General features: G+C 57.9%; 18 protein-coding genes and 2 riboswitches. Of the genes, 6 read left to right on the top strand and 12 right to left on the bottom strand.

Translation table 11 applies throughout. The features are described 5' to 3' along the window. The first annotated feature begins 485 nt into the window (after positions 1-485). Positions 486-677: riboswitch (cobalamin riboswitch) on the top strand. Between the two features lie 64 nt (positions 678-741). The 3 genes from JI62_RS08980 to JI62_RS08970 are packed head-to-tail and all read left to right on the top strand — an operon-like array spanning position 742 to position 3583. Further along, positions 742-1758, top strand: coding sequence for an ABC transporter substrate-binding protein (locus tag JI62_RS08980; RefSeq protein ID WP_088699837.1), 1017 nt, complete (start codon positions 742-744; stop codon positions 1756-1758). Beyond that, positions 1755-2819 (top strand): FecCD family ABC transporter permease, encoded by a 1065-nt coding sequence (locus tag JI62_RS08975; RefSeq protein ID WP_088699836.1) that lies wholly within the window; start codon positions 1755-1757, stop codon positions 2817-2819. Before JI62_RS08980 ends, JI62_RS08975 begins: the two co-directional genes overlap by 4 nt. After that, on the top strand, positions 2819-3583 hold the full coding sequence (locus JI62_RS08970; protein ID WP_088699835.1) for an ABC transporter ATP-binding protein: 765 nt from the start codon (positions 2819-2821) through the stop codon (positions 3581-3583). Before JI62_RS08975 ends, JI62_RS08970 begins: the two co-directional genes overlap by 1 nt. Positions 3584-3612: 29 nt before the next feature. On the opposite strand, the gene JI62_RS08965 is transcribed toward JI62_RS08970, so the two are convergent. Beyond that, positions 3613-4224 carry a Yip1 family protein gene (locus tag JI62_RS08965; protein ID WP_170938517.1) on the bottom strand — a complete coding sequence of 204 codons (612 nt, stop codon included), beginning with the start codon at positions 4222-4224 and terminating at the stop codon, positions 3613-3615. Positions 4225-4394: 170 nt separating this feature from the next. Here JI62_RS08965 and JI62_RS08960 point away from each other — a divergent pair, with 170 nt between their 5' ends. Then, the gene (locus tag JI62_RS08960; protein ID WP_088699833.1) at positions 4395-5285 is read left to right on the top strand and encodes an NAD-dependent epimerase/dehydratase family protein; all 891 of its coding nucleotides are present in this window, start codon (positions 4395-4397) and stop codon (positions 5283-5285) included. A 3-nt stretch (positions 5286-5288) separates the two neighbouring features. Here the strand turns inward: JI62_RS08960 and JI62_RS08955 are convergent, their stop codons facing one another. The 11 genes from JI62_RS08955 to cobT all read right to left on the bottom strand — a co-directional run bounded on the left by JI62_RS08955 (position 5289) and on the right by cobT (position 15675). Further along, complete coding sequence (locus JI62_RS08955; protein WP_088699832.1) at positions 5289-6059, bottom strand: ABC transporter ATP-binding protein; 771 nt, start codon at positions 6057-6059, stop codon at positions 5289-5291. Continuing rightward, entirely contained in the window at positions 6059-7045 is a 987-nt protein-coding gene (locus tag JI62_RS08950; RefSeq protein WP_088699831.1) for a FecCD family ABC transporter permease, read from the bottom strand. The genes JI62_RS08955 and JI62_RS08950 overlap by 1 nt, the downstream gene beginning before the upstream one ends. Further along, positions 7045-7968, bottom strand: a complete 924-nt coding sequence (locus tag JI62_RS08945; protein ID WP_170938516.1) for a cobalamin-binding protein — start codon at positions 7966-7968, stop codon at positions 7045-7047. Before JI62_RS08945 ends, JI62_RS08950 begins: the two co-directional genes overlap by 1 nt. Beyond that, positions 7949-9769 carry a TonB-dependent receptor domain-containing protein gene (locus JI62_RS08940; RefSeq protein ID WP_088699830.1) on the bottom strand — a complete coding sequence of 607 codons (1821 nt, stop codon included), beginning with the start codon at positions 9767-9769 and terminating at the stop codon, positions 7949-7951. Before JI62_RS08940 ends, JI62_RS08945 begins: the two co-directional genes overlap by 20 nt. A 158-nt stretch (positions 9770-9927) precedes the next feature. Beyond that, positions 9928-10155: riboswitch (cobalamin riboswitch) on the bottom strand. Between the two features lie 67 nt (positions 10156-10222). Continuing rightward, positions 10223-10648, bottom strand: coding sequence for a bifunctional adenosylcobinamide kinase/adenosylcobinamide-phosphate guanylyltransferase (locus tag JI62_RS08935; protein ID WP_088699829.1), 426 nt, complete (start codon positions 10646-10648; stop codon positions 10223-10225). Continuing rightward, the gene (locus tag JI62_RS08930) at positions 10600-11253 is read right to left on the bottom strand and encodes a histidine phosphatase family protein (RefSeq protein WP_088699828.1); all 654 of its coding nucleotides are present in this window, start codon (positions 11251-11253) and stop codon (positions 10600-10602) included. The genes JI62_RS08935 and JI62_RS08930 overlap by 49 nt, the downstream gene beginning before the upstream one ends. Then, on the bottom strand, positions 11190-11960 hold the full coding sequence (gene cobS, locus JI62_RS08925) for an adenosylcobinamide-GDP ribazoletransferase (RefSeq protein WP_088699827.1): 771 nt from the start codon (positions 11958-11960) through the stop codon (positions 11190-11192). The genes JI62_RS08930 and cobS overlap by 64 nt, the downstream gene beginning before the upstream one ends. Further along, positions 11957-12508, bottom strand: coding sequence for a bifunctional adenosylcobinamide kinase/adenosylcobinamide-phosphate guanylyltransferase (locus JI62_RS08920; protein WP_088699826.1), 552 nt, complete (start codon positions 12506-12508; stop codon positions 11957-11959). Before JI62_RS08920 ends, cobS begins: the two co-directional genes overlap by 4 nt. Then, a complete protein-coding gene (gene cobD / locus JI62_RS08915; RefSeq protein WP_088699825.1) occupies positions 12492-13628 on the bottom strand; it encodes a threonine-phosphate decarboxylase CobD in 1137 nt (378 codons plus the stop codon). The genes JI62_RS08920 and cobD overlap by 17 nt, the downstream gene beginning before the upstream one ends. Further along, on the bottom strand, positions 13625-14629 hold the full coding sequence (gene cbiB / locus JI62_RS08910) for an adenosylcobinamide-phosphate synthase CbiB (protein WP_088699824.1): 1005 nt from the start codon (positions 14627-14629) through the stop codon (positions 13625-13627). Before cbiB ends, cobD begins: the two co-directional genes overlap by 4 nt. After that, positions 14626-15675 carry a nicotinate-nucleotide--dimethylbenzimidazole phosphoribosyltransferase gene (cobT, locus tag JI62_RS08905; protein WP_088699823.1) on the bottom strand — a complete coding sequence of 350 codons (1050 nt, stop codon included), beginning with the start codon at positions 15673-15675 and terminating at the stop codon, positions 14626-14628. The genes cbiB and cobT overlap by 4 nt, the downstream gene beginning before the upstream one ends. A gap of 280 nt (positions 15676-15955) precedes the next feature. Between cobT and edd the strand changes: the two genes are divergently transcribed. Beyond that, positions 15956-17845: a phosphogluconate dehydratase gene (gene edd / locus JI62_RS08900; protein ID WP_088699822.1), complete on the top strand. Its 1890-nt coding sequence runs from the start codon at positions 15956-15958 to the stop codon at positions 17843-17845. Beyond that, positions 17845-18810, top strand: a complete 966-nt coding sequence (gene glk / locus JI62_RS08895; RefSeq protein ID WP_088699821.1) for a glucokinase — start codon at positions 17845-17847, stop codon at positions 18808-18810. The genes edd and glk overlap by 1 nt, the downstream gene beginning before the upstream one ends. The last annotated feature ends 7 nt before the right edge of the window (positions 18811-18817 follow it).

Raw genomic sequence — 18817 nt, 5'->3', positions numbered from 1 at the left:
GGCGGCCAGCGCCCGAGCTAAGGTGGATTTCGCGCTGCCTCTTGGCCCACTAATCAGCACCCCGCCGATACGCGGGTTAATGGCGTTCAGTAGCAGCGCGGTTTTCAGCGCCTCCTGGCCAACCACTGCCGCAAAGGGAAACTCACTCACCGGCACCTCCCGTGCTGGCTAAGCCCGCTAACCGATCACTAATAGCCAACTGATCCAGGGAGCGTGGGGCTTGAATATGATTCATGGTAACTAGTTGAGTGGTAATAAAACCATTCATAAAAAAGTGGGAATTTAAAAGGCATTCAGTATAGAGGAAGGCATAGCGGCGAGGCCAATTTGTTACAAGCTATTAACTTTGCGAGGGTGTATATCAGCTGACGCTATGAATGCAACTGGATTTTTACACGCCCTCAAAATATAATGTTATAACATTACCATTATGACGGGATCTCATAAGAACCTTAGGCTTTGTGTTGTTCGCTATTCCCCTGCCACCTAGAATGGCCAGTGTCGGTGTTCCCCACGGAACTTAATAGAGAATCCGCCGCGGCTGGCCGCGAACCGGAACTGCCCCCGCAACTGTAGGCGGCGAGCGATGCTCTTTGATGCCACTGGACACAGCGTCTGGGAAGGCGAGCTAGCCATGACCCGTCAGTCAGGAGAACTGCCGATATATTACTTACATCGAGCGAAGTGGCTCGGTCAGTGTTTTCTGTCCGATTGCGGAGCTCATCATGCACGGGAGTGTACATGATGTTGAGATTGACCACGGCCATCGCCGCGAGCGCTGTTGGCCTTGCCCAGGCGGCTTACGCCTCCACCGACTACCCGCTTACGCTAACCAACTGCGGCGTAGAGATCAGCGTGGCGTCGCCCCCGGAGCGAACGGTAACAGTAGGCCAGTCAGCCACGGAGATTCTCTATTCGCTGGGGCTCGCTGATCGAGTGAATGGCACCTCGGTTTGGTTTAATCCGGTTCTTCCCCAGTTTGCTGATGCCAATGAAGCGATCGAGCGGATCGCCAACGACGACCCGAGTTTCGAGACCGTGGTCAATAAACGGCCTGACCTGGTGGCGGTACAGTACGAGTGGCACGTAGGCCCCACCGGCAGTGTCGCCACCCGTGAGCAGTTTCATGAGCTGGGTATTAACACCTATATTATGCCCGCCGACTGCGACACCAAGGATAACTCTACCGGCGGCGATGGCACCCGCACGGCCGCTTTCTCCACGGATTCGATCTATAAAGGCATCACCGAACTAGCACAGATATATGATGTGCAAGACGCTGGCGAGGCGCTTGTAGCCGACTTAACCGACCGCGAAGAGCGGGCAATAGCACTGGCGAACAGCCTGGACTTACCGGACGATTTATCAGCGGCTTTCTGGTTCTCATCGACAGACCTGGGGGTTAGCCCCTTCGTTGCGGGTCAACTCGGCGCACCGGGCTATATGATGGACAAGCTCGGCATTCGCAATGTGATCGAGTCCGATGAGGAGTGGCCCACGGTGGGCTGGGAGAGCATCGCCAGGGCTGATCCCGATGTGCTTGTTATCGCTCGCATGGATCGTCGTCGCTTTCCTGCCGACGACATTGAAGCCAAGCGTGAGTTTCTGCGCAGTGATCCGGTCACCCGTGAAATGACGGCGGTTAAAAACAACCGCATCGTAGAGATGGATGCCCATGCCATGAGCGCTACCATGCGCACTATTTACGGCCTTGAAACACTGGCCGAGGCGCTAGCGACGATGGCATTTGACGAATGAGCCTAGCGATAACGCAGCTATCTACGGCGGATTTTGGACTGCGCTGGCTATGGATCACGCCGCTGGTGCTCGTGGCGGCGCTGATCGCGGGCACCGCCATCGGCGAGACACCGATTCCCGTTGATACCATTCTCAAAGTACTCGCCAATCAGCTACTGGGCGCGGATTATGCGGTTGACCGGATCGATGCAGGCATTATCTGGAACTACCGGCTTAGCCGGGCCGTCGTGGCCGCCTGCTGTGGTACCAGCTTGGCGCTGGCGGGAGTCGTGCTTCAGGCGCTGCTGCGAAATCCTTTAGCCGACCCCTACCTGATGGGCATTTCCGCTGGGGCGTCTACCGGTGCAGTGGCCGTGGCCGTCGCTGGTATTGGCGCGGGGGCGCTTTCGCTCTCCCTGGGTGCCTTTGTGGGCGCCCTCCTCGCCTTTGGCATCGTGGTGATGCTAGCCCATGCGGCCAATAGCGGTGTAGGTGGTGGTCGCGGCGTTCAGGCAGCGGGAGCGATTATTCTGGCAGGCATTGCAGGATCACAGCTGTTCAATGCGCTGACCGCGTTTATCATTACCAAGTCAGCGAGCGCCGAGCAGGCGCGGGGCATCATGTTCTGGCTGATGGGCAATCTTTCCGGGGTGCGCTGGGCCGATGTGTCCCTGGCGGTGCCTGCCGCGCTGTTTGGGCTACTGGTTTGCCTATGGCATCGGCGCTCCCTGGATGCGTTTACCTTCGGTGCCGACAGCGCCGCCTCCATGGGGATCGCCGTGCGCCCAGTGCGTGGCATGCTGATTATCGCCATGGCGCTGGTCACGGCGGTGATGGTGTCTATTGTGGGGGCGATTGGCTTTGTTGGGCTGGTGATTCCCCATGCCATGCGTTTTATTGTGGGTAGCCGTCATACCCGGCTGGTACCAGCGACCGCCTTAGCGGGCGCGGTATTTTTGATTGGTTCCGATATTCTTTCCCGGGTGCTAGTGTCCGGCCAGGTACTTCCCATTGGGGTGATTACCTCGCTGATCGGCGCGCCGGCTTTTGCGCTGATTCTGGTGCGTGGCAAGAGGTCTTAATGCGATTATCTGCTGAACAGCTCGCTTGGTCAGTGCATGGCACGCCACTGCTTAGCGACGTCAATCTCACCGTCGAGCCCGGCCAAACCTTTGGCCTGGTGGGGCCGAACGGCTCGGGCAAAACGTCGCTACTTCGCCTGTTGGCGGGCTTGAACAAACCCAAGTCAGGACAGGTGCTGATAGGTAGCCAGCCCCTGCACAACCTCAAGCAACGGGCGATTGCTCAGTCTATCGCCTTAGTCGAGCAGCAGGCCGACACCACCGATAGAATTAGCGTGCGTGACGTAGTAGCGCTGGGCCGGACGCCCTTTCTTACTGCATTGCGCCCCTGGTCAACTGAAGATGATGCCATCGTGGTTCAGGCGCTGGTAGATGTCGATATGGTGCATATGGCGGATCGGCTTTGGCACACCCTTTCTGGCGGCGAGCGCCAGCGGGTGCACATTGCCCGTGCGCTGGCCCAGAAGCCTAAAATCCTGCTACTGGATGAACCCACCAACCATTTGGATATTCGCCATCAACTGTCGATTCTTGAATTGGTCAGGCAGTTGCCGATCACGGTGATTATCTCGCTGCACGACCTTAACCAAGCCATGGAGTGTGACCGCATCGGCGTGATGGATGGCGGCCGCCTGATCGACAGCGGCCACCCTAATGAAGTACTCACCACCAGCAGGTTACAGCAGACTTTTGGGGTATATACCCATGTGATCGATGATCCTGTAGATGGTAAACAGATCATGCGTTTTCGCAGTGCAGTTTAGTTGGACAGGCAGCTCACCATAGCGCCCATTCAACGGAAAAAATGCCAAACCACGCTGTGATCCGTGCCCATACTCCACAGCAGTACAATCACCACGAGCAGCGCTTCCAGCACCAAGACACCAACACCCAACGTCGTTGTTGACAGAATAAACCCGCGCTCATGGCTGATGCCTAAAAAGCTGGGGGTTCCCTTATAGAGAAGATAGGCACTGTAGAGCAGCCCGATCACCATACCCAGCATACAGAACCAAAAAGCCGGATAGAGGGCAAAAACGCCGCACAGGAACATCGGTGTCGCAATGTAACCCGCGAAAATAAGGCAATCGCGGCGGCTGGGACGAGTGTCTATACGACGGGCTAACCAATGGATCAAAGTGCCCACAACAGCAACCGCCATTAGGATCAGCGCATAAAAAGCCACGCCTAATGCAATGCCATTGGCGAGAGAGACTCGATAGGTTTCAGAGCCACCATAGGTCCAGCCAACCTGGGTAGTGCCTATTAGCGCACAGACGACAGGTATAGCAGCGAGTAAAAGGACATGGTGGGCATACAGATGGCTGATAGATTCATGCTCGCCACGGATCGAGTGCCACTCTTTTTCAGGATGGTGGAGAAGCCCCCAAACATGATGGATCATAACGACCTCCCGGTTTTGTAGATGCTCTGTTGTTAGGGTCAGACGATGATCGATTGGATCAATTAGATTCCGAATCATTTTTAGTGTAGAACACAAAATCATTTTCGGAGGTGAGGATTTATCTTTGCTAAGGTGGGGTGGTTCATTCTATTAATTGGTGGGATATCCATATGCGTATTCTGTTCACCGGCGGCAGTGGCAAGGCTGGCCGTCATGCGACGGCTTATCTTCGTGATCAAGGTCATCGAGTCACCAACCTAGACTGGGTGACATCAGACGTACCCGGCATTACCACCCTGAAGACCGACCTGACCGATGCAGGCCAGGTATTCAATGCCTGCCTGGCTTACGCCGATTTCGACGAGCTGGAGCCAGGCACCGGCGTGCCGCGCTACGATGCGATTGTCCACTTTGCGGCGATACCCGCCATTCTGCATCGACCGGACAACGAGACTTACCGCATCAATGCGCTAAGTACCTACAATATTCTCGATGCTGCCACCAAACTGGGAATTCCCAAGGTCATCTTCGCCTCCAGCGAGACCACTTATGGCGTTTGCTTTGCCGATGGCGAAAAGAAGCCGGACTACCTCCCCATCGATGAAGAGCACCCCACCGTGCCTCAAGACAGCTACGCCATGAGCAAGGTAGTCAACGAAGTAACGGCACGCTCCTTCCAGGCGCGCTCGGGCATCGATATCTACGGCCTGCGCATCAACAACGTTATCGAGCCCCACGAGTACCGTCAGAATTTCCCAGCCTACATGGACGACCCTGCCCTGCGTCGTCGCAATATCTTCGCCTACATCGACGCCCGCGACCTGGGCCAGATGGTCGATTGCTGCCTGAAAACAGATGGCCTCGGCTACCAGGTGTTTAACGTCGCCAATGACGATCTGTCGGTTAGCCTGAGCAACGCCCAGGTGATCGAACGCTTCTACTCCGGTGTTCCGATCAAGCGTGAAATGAGCGAATTCGAAACCTTCTACAGTATCGAAAAGGCCCGCCGTCTGGTCGGCTTTGAACCACGCCACTCCTGGCGGGAAGAGCTGGGGCAGTAAGTATCACCCCTTTATCGGCACAAACACCGGTGCGCCATCCACCTCTACTACCGCGAGCTTTTGGCGGTAGAGGTCTTCCAGCGCACTGGGCACCAGCATACTATCCCGCGAGCCCCAGCACGCCTCGCCATTGGGATAAAGCAACAGCACATGGTCGCACCAGCGGGCAGCCAGGTTGAGGTCGTGCAGGCACATGATGACCGCCTGCCCCTGATTGGCCTGTTCTGCTATCAGTGCCATCACGGCACTCTGGTGGTGAAGATCCAGATGATTGGTGGGTTCGTCGGCCAGCCACACATCGGGCGCCTGGGTCAGTACAGTAGCAATCGCCACCCGCTGGCGCTCGCCGCCGGAAAGCGTGCTGACCAAACGATCATGCAGGTGCGCCACATCCAGGCGCTCAAGAGCGGCTTCGGCACGGGCATAGTCATCGGCGCCTTCCATCTGCCACGGAGAGAGATAGGGATGACGGCCAATTAGCGCGGTTTCCAGCACGGTCGCGGGAAAGCCATCCTGGCGCTCCTGAAACACCAATCCCAAACACTGGGCGACCTGGCGGCGGCGCAGTTGACCAATCACTGAGCCGTTGAGTTGAACACTGCCTGAACGTGGGGCATGCAGCCCTGCCAAGGTATGCAACAGCGTGGTTTTACCTGCCCCGTTAGGGCCTAAAACGCCCCAAACTTGGCCTGGCTCGATGGTGATATTAAGCGGCGTACCGTCTGCGCGGCCGGGCACGTCGATGATGAGGTCTCGGGTAGCCAATACGCTCATCAACGGCTCCGGTAGAGCAGAAACAGGAAGGTGGGCACGCCCAACAGCGCAGTGATCACGCCAACGGGAAGCTGTTCCGGGGCGATCATGGTGCGAGCTAGTGTATCGGCCAACACTAACAGCGTGCCCCCCGCCAACGCACAGGCAGGCAAGATCAGCCGCTGGTCATTGCCTAACAGCAGCCGCAGCATGTGGGGCACCACTAAACCGACAAAGCCAATGCTGCCTGCGGTGGTCACTGCCGCTGCGGTGAGTAGGCTGGCGGCAATATAGATACACCACTCAAGTGGCCTGACCGCAACGCCCAGCGCGGCGGCCTGCTGAGGGCCACGGGCCAGCACATTCAGGCTACGCCCAAGCGGAATCAGTACCACGCAGGTAGCCAACAACAATAGCAGCGGCGGCCAAGGGGTACGCGCGTAGGAGAGGTCGCCCATCAACCAGTAGAGCATGCCCGGCAGGCGTTCGGCGGGGCTCATCGCCAGCATTAGGGTAATCACTGCCCCCCACCCTGCTGCTACCACCACGCCCGTTAGCAGCAAGCGCGAAGGCGTCCAGCCGCCGCTGCCGTGGGCCAAACCGAAGACTAAAAACGTCGAAAATAGCGCGCCGCCAAACGCCGAACCTGAAATCGCCAGTCCGCCTAACCCGCCTAACATGGCTGCCAGTGCACCAATCGAGGCTCCGCCGGAAAGACCAAGTACATACGGATCCGCAAGGGGATTGCGTAGTAAGACTTGCATTAACGCCCCGGCTACCGCCAACAAACCGCCCACGGCAAACGCCGAGAGCGCCCTGGGTAGGCGTAACTCCATCACCATCGTCCACGCCAGAGTGTCACCTGAGCCCTGCCCTATATGACTAAGCGCCACATCCCAAATTTGCGCTGGCGGAATCTGTGCGCTGCCAACACCAAGGGCAATCAGTAGCGAAGCCAGTGCTGCTAGCAACAACACGCCAAGCGGAAGCCCCAGCCGCGCTAGCATTAGCGACGCTCGCGTTTTTGACGGGCGATGTCGAGCTTCTCACAGAGTAACTGCGCACCCTCCATCAGGCGCGGCGTTGGCCGTTGGATCAGCGATGGCGGCACAAAGAAGAGGTTATCTTCTGCCACCGCCGTCAGGTTGGGGTACTGCTCCCAGTGGGTCAGCCAGTGTCGGTTCTCTTCCCCCATGCCCCCGGCCACAATCGCCTTAGGATTCGTCGCCAGCACGGCTTCATCATCGATGCGTGGCACCAGCCGCGCCTGCTCGCCAAACACATTCTCGCCACCGCACATCTCGACCACTTGGCCGATCAGGTGCTGGTCATTGACGCTCATTAACGGCTCATCCCAGACCTGATAGAACGTAGCCACCGGCTCTCGATCAGCATAGCGCGCATCAATTTCACCCATGGTCTGCCGAAAATTGGCGGCCACTGCCTGGCCGGCGGCTTCTGTGCCCGCCAGCCGTGCCAAACGCTCAATGGCACTGGCCACGCCTTCTACATCGCGGGGTTCGATATAGAACACCGGCATGCCCAAGGCTTCGAGGGTTTCAAGCTGTTCGGCGGGGTTACCGGTTACCCAGCCAATGACTAAATCCGGCGCCAGCCCCACTAAGGCCTCTAAATCAATCCGGGTGTGGCTACCCACTGACGTTATCTGCTTGGCTTCCGGCGGGTAGTCGCTGTAGGAAACAACGGCGACCACTTGATCCCCTGCACCTGCAGCAAAGGTCAATTCGGTCGCACCTGGCGACAGCGTGGCAATACGCTGAGCAGCGTTGTAGAGGCAAACCTCACGGTCACGATCATCCACTACGCAGCGCGAGTGGTCATGGGCGTGGGATATCGACGACAGTAGCAGCAGCGCGAGGCCTAAGGCCCCACGTACTAAGTAGCTGCTTTTATTGACCAAAATGAACACTCAAAAATCCTGCTCGGCCAGCGTTAATATAGTCACGGGTCGTTGAATACTCTTTATCAAAAGCATTTTCTAGCGTAACACGGGCGCTCCAGAGTGGCGCAAACTGCCAGCCTGCACGCAGATTAACCAGCCCATAGCCCCCTAACCGCTGGGTGTTGGCGGCATTATCATAGCGGTAACTCTGTGCCACTAACGAGCCCCCAAATGACCAATCGCCAAGCTCACGATCTGCATCCAAGCGCACGCTTTGGGTAGCCCGGCGGGCTAGTCGATTACCGGTTGCCCGGTCTTCCGGATCCAGGTAGGTGAAGGCAGCTTGGAGTGTCCAGTCATTGACCTCTACGCCGCTTGACAGCTCAGCCCCACGTATACGCGCGCTGTTAACGTTTTGCGGCGCCCATAAGCCACTCGACGTTGGCGCCCAGGCAATCATGTCGTCATAGTCGTTTTGAAAGGCGGCCAAGTCCCAGAACCATTGGTTGTATTGGCCTCGAACACCCACCTCGACAGTTTCAGACTTTTCTGGATTGAGATCAGGATTACCCGAATCCGGCCAATAGAGGTCATTAAAGCTCGGCGCTTTAAACGCGGTGCCTACACTGGCACGCAGCGTATGGTAATCATCCAGATCGTAGCCCAGCGCCAGACTGCCGGTGACTTCATCGCCATAGGCTTCATTGTCGTCGTAACGCAGGCTGGCCTGAATGGCAAACGGCGAGAAATCGAGCAGGCCTTGGGTAAACACGGCGGTGTTATCGCGGCTGGTGACGTCAAAGTCGTTGGTGCTTGAAACGCGATCTTCGCTGATTTCAGCGCCAGCAATCAACTCATGGGCCCCAAACTGAAGATTATTCTGCCAGCGGGCGGTTTGGGTGCGGGTATCAATGACGGAGGCGCCGAAATTATCAATCGTATCTAGCTCATCACGGGCTTCGCTAAGGGTCAGGCGACTCTGCCAGGTATCGGTGACCGGCACCTCGGCGTAGATGCCTGCCACCTGCTGGACGAAGTCATTCTCACCACCGTCGTATTCGTTGTTACCGCGGGCACGCAGTGCCAGTACGCCAACTTCAGCGCCACTCTCAAAAGTATGCGCCACGCGGGCAAGCGCCGAGGTATTGTCGTGGCCTTTGTCTTCACCGCCGCGACGAATAGGCTGACCATCGGTATTGAGGTGGCTCGCTGCAAAGCTGTAGCGGGTTCCACCCTCACGCCCACTCAATCCAGCACTTAGCCGCTGGGTATTGAAGGAACCGCCGCCCACTGAAATGCTTGGTTGCGGCCCCTCCTCATCACCCTCAGGGGTAAACAGCTGAATGACACCGCCGACCGCATCCGCACCGTAAAGGCTACCACGGGGGCCGCGCACGATTTCTGCACGATCAAACATGCGTGGGTCTAGGTACTGAAAAGCGGCGCCGCCTGCCGTGGCAGATCGCAGCCGAATACCATCGATCATCAGCACGGAAGCATCGCTGGGCGCACCGCGTAGATAAACGCTGCTGTTTTTACCAAAGCTGCCGTTGCTGGTGATATCAACGCCTGGCTGGCCGCGCAGAAGATCACTCAAGCTGGTGGGGTCTTGGCGGCGAAAAGTGGCTTCGTCCAGCACGCTAACCGATGAAAGGCTCTCGTTGGCAGTGCGCGGCGCTAACGTCGCGGTAACCACAACAGGATCAAGCCCTGCTAACTCAGTCGTCGCTTCGGCGTATTGGGCCTGGGCGGAAAAGGGGATGGCGAGTGGTAAAGCAGCCATACTCAACGCCGCCCGTTGGGCGGTGGTGCGGAAACGGTAGTTCATGGAGAGATCCCTTGCTCGTCGTGCTCACCCGCACGGCGTATTTTTTTGACCGAGCGCAGGACAAAACAAGGAAATCACGGTCGCGCTGCATAATTGCGCTGTGCCACCGTTAATCGCCCTGAGAGCACCCACCGCGCCTCGGCATGTATCGGTTCAGGTTGAACCGTTACTCTCGGGCCGGTCTCCGGGCTGACGAGCGAAAGGCAGCATCTAACAATGCACCTTTCCGAACGACCACCTTCCCGTGCTTGAGCACAGTGGCGTCTTAGCCGTTCTTATCTCGATTACCGTTGCGGGGGCAGCGTTGGAATCACGCAAGGCGTTCACCAACTTCCCGTTTCACTAGCGGCTTGATCACCGCCAGCACCTGAGAGTGGGCGTAAGCTAGCAACTTGTTGGAGGGTGGTCAATTGAAGTGCGGCGCAAAACGCGCCCAGCATAGGACTTACCGAGCTACTTAAGTGCCACCACTAACCCGTGGCGCACATAACACACTTGATCACCCCGAGCAGTGGCATCTTGAACGAACCAGCCATTTAGATCACGCAGGCGACGCTGCTCGGGCTGCATGGGCACAATGCCGCGGCCTACTTCGGTAGCGATGATAATTAACGCTGCGTTTAGCTCGTCAGCCCGCTGACTGAGCTGTGTCATATCGACCTGCCACTGCTCGCGGAGGGGGGCGTTTTCCGCGTTTGCTAATGCAGCTTCGAGCCACTCAAACACGCCGGTTATCACCAGCGGCGTGTCGGCAACCAGCGCTTGCTGACACTCAGCCAGCCGCTGAGACAGCGTGAGTCGGTACCATACAGCACCAGGAAACCGCGCCGCTACGGCGTCGCGTTTGCCAGCGCAGGCACCGCCGATGAAGAGCTGCATTGCCATTCTCCTTGTCCATTCGCATCGGTGTAATAAGAGAGTTTCCAGCGCCTGCCTTGGGCCTGACTCACTGAGCCATCCCAGAAGTGAATGGTTTCAAAACGACGGCGCAGCTCGCGAATCACGCCGCCGTGGGTCACTGTCAGTACCTTTTTATGGTCACCCGCTTGGGCATTAGTCGCAACATCGTGTAGCCAAGCATCCAAGCGCTCGCGTAACTGTGCAGCCGATTCGCCACCAGGGATTTGCAGCTCGCCCACGCTGTCAATCCAGGCGCGGTAATGGGGTAAATCCTTTAGCTCGTCGTAAACCTTGCCTTCGTACTCGCCAAAATCGAGCTCGCGCAGGCGAGGTTCAAGCGTAAGGGGCACGCCTGGTTTGGCGACTTCCGCCCACTTTAGCGTTTGCTGGCAGCGGTTAAGATCGCTGGAGTAAATAGCATCAAAACGCTCATCCGCTAGTGCCTCACGCAGCGCCAGCAACCCTGCTTCGGCATCGGGAAACAGCAGTGGAATATCTTGCTGGCCCTGATAGCGACGCTCTAAATTCCAAGCGGTGATACCGTGGCGAACTGCCACCAGCTCCACACTAAGATCAATAACCAAAGCTCCCCTCCTTCAATGGTGGCGCCTACCATATCGCCGTTGATGCCGTTAAACAGTCGCAACATAAACCAGCGCATAAGTACCACAAAAACCATGACCGTTAGCCCTATCAATACGACTGGCGGGGCTAACAGTGCGATCAACGCCAATGGCAATAGCGCGAGCGCCACGTCCTGGCCGCTAAGCGACTGTTGCCAACTCCAAGCCAAGCCTTTCGGCTGGGCGCAGGGGGTCAAAACTAGCAAGGCAACGCCCGCCCAGCGCCCTAGCGCGGGCACCACCAGCAGCCACCAGAGCGGCGCTTGATAAGTGAGCAATGCCCACAGCAGCACGCCCTTCCAGGCGAGCAGAAACAGTAGCGCCAGCATTCCAAAACTGCCGATTTGTGGGTCTTTCATAATCTCCCAGCGGCGCGCCAGCGGCTGATTGCTGCCCAGCGCATCGGCGATATCCATGACGCCATCCAAATGCAGCCCACCGGAAAGCACCACCCACACACTTAATATCGCCAGCGCGGTGATCGGCGCGGGGGCGTCGTGCATCACAAACGCTAGCAGTACCAGCACGCCGCCTATCAACAGGCCCACCAAGGGGTAGGCGCGCACCGCCCAGCGGCGGGTATCGGGCGTCCAGGGAACGGCTATTGGGATTGGGATCCGGGTCAGAAACTGCAGCGCCAGCAGGAGACCGAACAGAGCATTTTTCACAGCAGCTTCCCGTGGTTTTTCCATTCGATGGCGCAGCCTGCGACCACTTCTAGCACCGAGTCCGCTTCTGCCGCTAGCGAGCGGTGAGCACGCTGAAGAAACGCCAGGTAGCGCCAGGTTTGCGTATCAGTGGGCGGCAGCGCTTCGTTAATATCGTTAGAGACAACCACTAGATAAATGCTGCGCGTGCGAGCATCCGATAACATCCTTATCAACAGCAACATGCCCTCGTCATCGCTAAGTTCACTGCCATACAGCACTTGGCTGGCCCATAGCGTTAAGCAGTCCAGCAACACCGCGCTGCCATCGGGCACCTCGGCCAGCGCTTGATCTATATCCACAGGCGCCTCTAGCGTTACCCATCGAATGGCTTGCCCGTGACCGCTCCTAGCTTGCTGGTGTAGTGCCACTCGCTCAGCCATCTCTGCGTCGTATACGGCTGCGGTCGCTAAGTAGTAACAGGGTGAACTACCCGCCGCCTCCACTACTTGCTGTTCGGCAATATCACTTTTGCCGGAGCGTGCGCCGCCGCTAACGAAGACAATCATGCAGTACCTTTTTCAGCACATTAACTAGCCGTCGGTTGGCAGGTTCGTCACGCAGCGCCACTCTCAGCCATTCGCCATTAAGCCCGGCAAAATTGTGACTATGACGCACTAAAATGCCCTGGCGCAGTAGCTGCTCAAATAGCGCATCCGTGGTGATTTCCTGCGCAGCACTGGGGCGGATCAGAAAAAAACACGCCTGGCTGGGCACAACGTCCAAGCCCAACTCGGTAAGCGCTTGCGCCACACGCGGCCGTTCGCTGGCCAACCACCGCTGGGTGCGCCGGGCAAAGGCATCATCCGTCAGCAACGGCGCCACTAGCTCAGCCGCCAAGTGATTAACACTCCAGGCTGGCTGGCAAGTCTCTGCGGCCTTGATCGTTGCCGCCTCCGCCAGCATATAGCCCAGCCGCAGCCCTGGCAGGGTATAAAACTTGGTCATGGAGTGCAGCAGCGTCAGGTGCGAATAGCGCGCCAACAGCGGAGCCATAGAGGCCTGCTGGGGCGCCTCGCCTACCATGTCGATAAAGGCCTCATCGACGACCACATGGCAGCCAATGGCTGCGCTGTGATCTAACAGAGTTTCCATTGCGGACATATCAATTAGCGTAGCGGTAGGATTATTGGGGCGGCATAAAAACAGCACCTCAATGCCGTTAAGCCCTGCCAACAGCGAATCAATATCCAGCGTAAAGTGCGGCGCGGGCAGTGCGATCTCAGTGATGGAGAGCCGATGAGCACGACAGGCACGGGCATACTCGCCAAAGCTTGGGGTAATAATCGCCGCCCGCTTCCCTGCATGCAGCGCGGCAGCCAGGAAAATCGCCTCAGCGCCGCCGTTGGTCAGCAGCACTTGTTCAGGCTGAAGCTGGTGGTGGGCGGCGATGGCCTGACGTGCAGCGGCGTAATCCGGCGCGGGGTAGCGTTCAAGACCTGTCAGTTGCTTAGTCAACCAATCGCTCACCCAGGCCGGAGGCCCCAAAGGATTGAGGTTGGCGCTAAAATCGTCCAGACGGTGATCGGCGGGCAAACCGAAGTGCGCTAATAGCGCCTCGGCTTGGCCGCCGTGACTGGGCCATGGAGAGCTCGGCCATGGAGAGCTGGGCCACATAGGCTGACTCATAGTAGCCCCTTAAATATGAATAATATGCTCGCTATGACCACCACTGAAAGCACCGTAAACAGTATCCAGGCACCGTGCATTAAGCGCACCGTGGCCGTGATATGCGTGACCTGCAGCACTTCAAGCGGCTCGCCTAGGGTCGCGCGCTGCGACACCACACCTTGATAGACATTGGTGCCACCCAATTGAACGCCGAGCAGCCTTGCCACCATGGCCTCCGGCCAGCCAGCGTTGGGGCTTGGATGACGCGGCGCATCGCGGCAGGTGCAGCTCAGTGCGCCTTTCCAGCGCAGGTTCAAAACGCCTGAAACATCCAGTAGCAGGCCAGCGAGCCACAAGCATAGCGCGGTTACGCGTGCGGGTATCCAGTTGGCCACGTCGTCCAGCTTCGCGGAGGCAAAGCCAAAGTCGGCATAGCGCTGATTTTTGTAACCTACCATTGAATCCAGGGTATTCACCGCCTTGTACGCCAGCGCCAGCGGCGCTCCGCCGATTAGTGCGAAAAACAGCGGCGCGGTGATGCCGTCAACGGTGTTTTCCGCCACAGTTTCCACCGTGCCCCGGGTAATCTCCGCCTCACCCAAGGTTTGCGTATCGCGGCCAACAATCATCCCCAGCGCCTTGCGGGCGGCGGGCAAATCGCCTTGAGTAAGCGGTTTGATCACGGCGCTAGCCGCATCGCCCAGGCCTTTGATCGCTAGCGTAGTTGAGAGCAACCAAAGCTCGGCGATCAGCGCTAACCCTGGTTGCAAGCGTTCCAGCAGTGCCAGCGCTAGCCAGCTAATAGCCCATACGCCGCCGACGACAATAGTGGTTAGCAGAAAGCCACTAACTCTGCGCTGCTGCGCGGTGCCACGATTCCACAGCCGCTCAAAAGCACTGATAAAGCGCCCGACCAGCACCACTGGGTGGGGCAACGAACGCGGGTCGCCAACCACTAAATCAATCACAATGGCCAGAACAATCAGGGTAATTCCGCCAAGTGTGACGCCTGGGATCATGATTTCGCCTTATCGCTAACACCGGCACCGGTAAAGGTAGCCATTTCACGCATCATCGCGGTGGCTGCTTGCAGTAATGGATAGGCCAGCGCGGCACCACTCCCCTCACCCAGCCGCATGCTCATATCGAGCAGTGGCTTGGCCTCTAACGCCTTTAAGGCGATGTCGTGACCAGGCTCCTGTGAACGGTGGCCGAAAATCAGGTAGCCGCGTACAGCGGGGCAAAGACGGCAAGCAGTCAGCGCCGCCACGGTGGCAATAAAGCCATCCACAATCGCAGGCAGTCGATGCGCCGCTGCGGCCAGGTAAGCCCCAGTCATCGCCGCAATTTCCAGGCCACCTAACTTGGCAAGCACTTCCAATGGCGCCTCTGGGTTGGCTTGACGAGCACTAATGGCACGTTCAATCACTGCGACTTTGTGCGCCTGCTGCTGCGGAGCAATCCCCGTCCCCGCCCCCACCACGTTTGCGACCGGCTCAACCGTCAGTACTGCCAGCATTGCGCTGCTGGCCGTGGTGTTGGCAATGCCCATTTCGCCCACGATAAGGCATCTTGCTCCAGCACTTTTGGCGCGCTCAACGGCCGCCACGCCTACGTCAATCGCGGCTAAGGCTTGCTCAAACTGCATCGCATCCTCTACCACCATATTGGCGGTGCCGTGGCGTACCTTCGCAGAGGTGACACCCTGCATGGTTAAGGGGGCCGCGACGCCCACATCCACAATCTCGACTTGAGCGCCTATTTGCCGGGCAAAAACATTAATCGCCGCCCCGCCGCTGGCAAAATTAGCCACCATCTGGGCGGTCACTTCTTGGGGAAAGGCGGAGACCCCCTCGGCGGCAACGCCATGATCGGCGGCAAACACGACCACCGCTGGCGGCGTGACGCGGGGCTTGAGCTCACCGGTGATGGCACTCAGCTGTATCGCCAACTCTTCCAGGGCACCCAAGCTCTCGGGCGGCTTGGTCAGCGTGTCCAAATAGCGACGCGTCTCTTCACCGGCATTGAGATCAACGGACTGAATCTGGTCAACAATGGCGTGCATGCAGGCTCCGGCTCACTAGGGGTCATCAAACATTCAAAGGCAAGGCGCAAAATGGTAGCAAAAGCCTGGGTGCTATACTTGCTATTTCCTCAACAGGTCTTCCACCCTGTTAGGGCTTATGGCTTTCTTGAGGTTGTGAGCGTGGCGCCATCGCCACCCTACATTCGGGTAATAAAACTACAAATATGGTTTTTATTGCCGTAAAGTCTCTTAAATCGACACCAAAAAATGTAAAATAACTACAATCTTTACCCACCGTCTCTATCATGCAGAGGTCCCTATGCCGAGCTCAACACCTGCTACGTTAAATCCCACCGTTGCTGAGGTTACCCAGCGCATTCGTGAGCGTTCTGCTGAGCGTCGCGCCCTCTACGAGCGGCGCATGGCTGACCAGCACAAGCGTGGCGTGCACCGTGCTGAGCTAAGCTGCGGTAATCTGGCCCACGGGTTCGCCGCCTGTAACCCGCGTGATAAGAACGAACTCAAGCTGATGAACAGCGCCAACTTGGGGATTATATCGTCTTACAACGATATGCTCTCAGCGCACCAGCCGTTTGAAACATTCCCGGAAACGATTAAAGCCGCCGCCAGTGCCATGGGCTCCACCGCCCAGTTTGCCGGTGGAGTGCCCGCCATGTGTGACGGTGTGACGCAAGGCCAGCCGGGGATGGAGCTATCTCTGTTTTCTCGCGATGTGATCGCCATGTCTGCGGCCGTTGGCCTCTCGCACAATATGTTTGATGCTGCTCTTTATCTGGGTGTATGCGACAAGATTATTCCAGGCCTATTCATCGCTGCCGCACGCTTTGGTCACCTGCCCGCCATGTTTGTCCCCGCGGGCCCTATGCCCAGCGGCTTGCCAAATAAAGAGAAGGCGCGCATCCGCCAACTCTACGCGGAAGGCAAAGTAGGCCGCGCCGAGCTGCTAGAAGCCGAGTCGGAGTCTTACCACAGCCCTGGCACCTGCACCTTTTACGGCACCGCCAACTCCAACCAGCTAATGATGGAGGTGATGGGTCTGCACCTGCCCGGCACCTCGTTTGTAAACCCCGGCACCGAGATGCGCGAGGCACTGACCCGCTACGCCACCGAGCAGGCCATCCGCAACACCGAACCCGGCGGCGACTATCGCCCGTTCTTTAAACAGATTGATGAGCGCGCGATTGTTAACGCTGTGGTTGGCTTGCTGGCTTCCGGTGGTTCAACTAACCACACCATGCACCTGATCGCCATGGCCGCCGCTGCGGGCATTACCCTGAACTGGGATGACTTCACCGACCTTTCGGCGGTGACGCCCAGCCTGATGCAGGTTTACCCTAACGGCCAGGCGGATATTAACCACTTCCAGGCGGCGGGCGGCATGAGCTACCTGTTCCGCGAGCTGCTGGGCGCAGGCTTGTTACACGGCGATATCCCTACTGTTTTCGGCACCGACCTGACCGCTTACACCCAGGAGCCGTTCCTGGAAGATGGCAAAGTCGTCTGGCATGAAGGCCCTGAAAAAAGTCTTGATGAAGATGTTCTTCGCCCCGTCGCTAAGCCCTTCGCGGCAACGGGTGGTTTAACGGTGATGAAAGGCAACCTGGGACGCGGTGTGATTAAAATCTCCGCCGTCGCCGAAGAGCATCGCATTGTTGAAGCGCCAGTAAAAATCTTCGAAGATCAAAATGAAATGAAAGCGGCTTTTGAGTCTGGAGATTTGGATCGCGATGTCATCGTGGTCGTACGCTTCCAGGGGCCCAAAGCTAATGGCATGCCGGAGCTACACAAACTAACGCCGTTCCTGGGCGTGCTACAAGACCGCGGCTTTAAGGTAGCACTGGTCACCGATGGGCGGATGTCGGGTGCTTCCGGCAAAGTGCCCGCGTCCATTCACATGAGCCCTGAAGCCTTGGATGGCGGCCCGTTGGCTAAGCTACGTGATGGTGACATTGTCCGTCTGGACGCCAACGCAGGTACGCTGGAAGCCAAAGTCGATCCCGCCACCTGGGCTGAGCGGCAACTGGCCATCGGCAACCTGGATCACTACCACGTGGGCTTGGGTCGCGAGCTATTTGGCGGCTTCCGCCACTTGGCCATGCGCGGCGAAGAAGGGGCAGGCGTATTTGGTGGTTTTGAAGCCGATGACCTTGCCCGTCAGCAGGGGCAAATCTCACAAGAGGATGCCTGATGCGACCGGCACTTATCGGCGATATCGGGGGAACCAACGCCCGCTTGGCGCTGGTTTCTCCCGGTGAAGTAACTCCTCACGATATTTTGAATTTGCCCTGCGCCGATTACCCCGGCGTGGTGGAAGCGGTTCAAGACTACTTAAGCCGTGTCGGCGCGACGGGTGAAAACGCCCCTCAAGAAGCCTGCTTGGCCTTTGCCTGCCCCGTTCATAACGAGCGGGTCAAAATGACCAATAATCACTGGGATTTTTTAAAGCGCGAGGTTCAGCAGGCGCTGAATCTTTCGCTGTTTAAAGTCATCAACGACTTTACCGCCCAGGCGCTGGGCGTTCCCCATGTGGCAGCCAGTGATTTGGTCGAGGTTCAGCCGGGGCAAACCCAGGCCCACTCCACACGCTTAATCATCGGCCCAGGCACTGGTCTGGGCGTTGCCGGGGTATTTCCTGGGCAACACGCCTGGATCCCACTGCCCACCGAAGGCGGCCATGTCACCTTTGCCCCCACGGATAGCACCGAGGTGGCACTGCTGAATGTATTTCTCCAGCATCATAAACGGGTCAGCGTAGAGCGCATTCTGTGCGGCCAGGGCTTACTGGAGCTTTATCAGGCGCACTGCCGCCTTGAGGGCGTTGAACCACGCTTCTCCACTCCCGCAGAGGTGACCACAGCGGCCAATCAAGGCGATAGCCTGGCAACGGCTGCCCTGCTGCGCTTTCTCAAAATTCTTGGCGATGTATGCGGCGACGCTACGTTAACCATGGGCGCAAGGGGCGGCGTTTATCTATGCGGCGGTATTCTCCCCCGCTTGCTGGAGTGGCTGCCGAAAAGCGAACTGCGCGCCGCCTTTGTCAATAAAGGCCGTATGGGCGCTTATAACGCGGATATTCCTATATGGGTGGTGACCGCACCCTGGACGGGGCTGCTGGGCGCCGCCGAAGCACTGCACAACGAAGAAGTTTTCTAACAATATC

The sequence above is a fragment of the Halomonas campaniensis genome (assembly GCF_002211105.1).
Taxonomy (GTDB): domain Bacteria; phylum Pseudomonadota; class Gammaproteobacteria; order Pseudomonadales; family Halomonadaceae; genus Vreelandella; species Vreelandella campaniensis_A.
The sequence above is the reverse complement of the archived record's forward strand: the minus strand, read 5'-3'. Positions and strand labels throughout refer to the sequence as shown.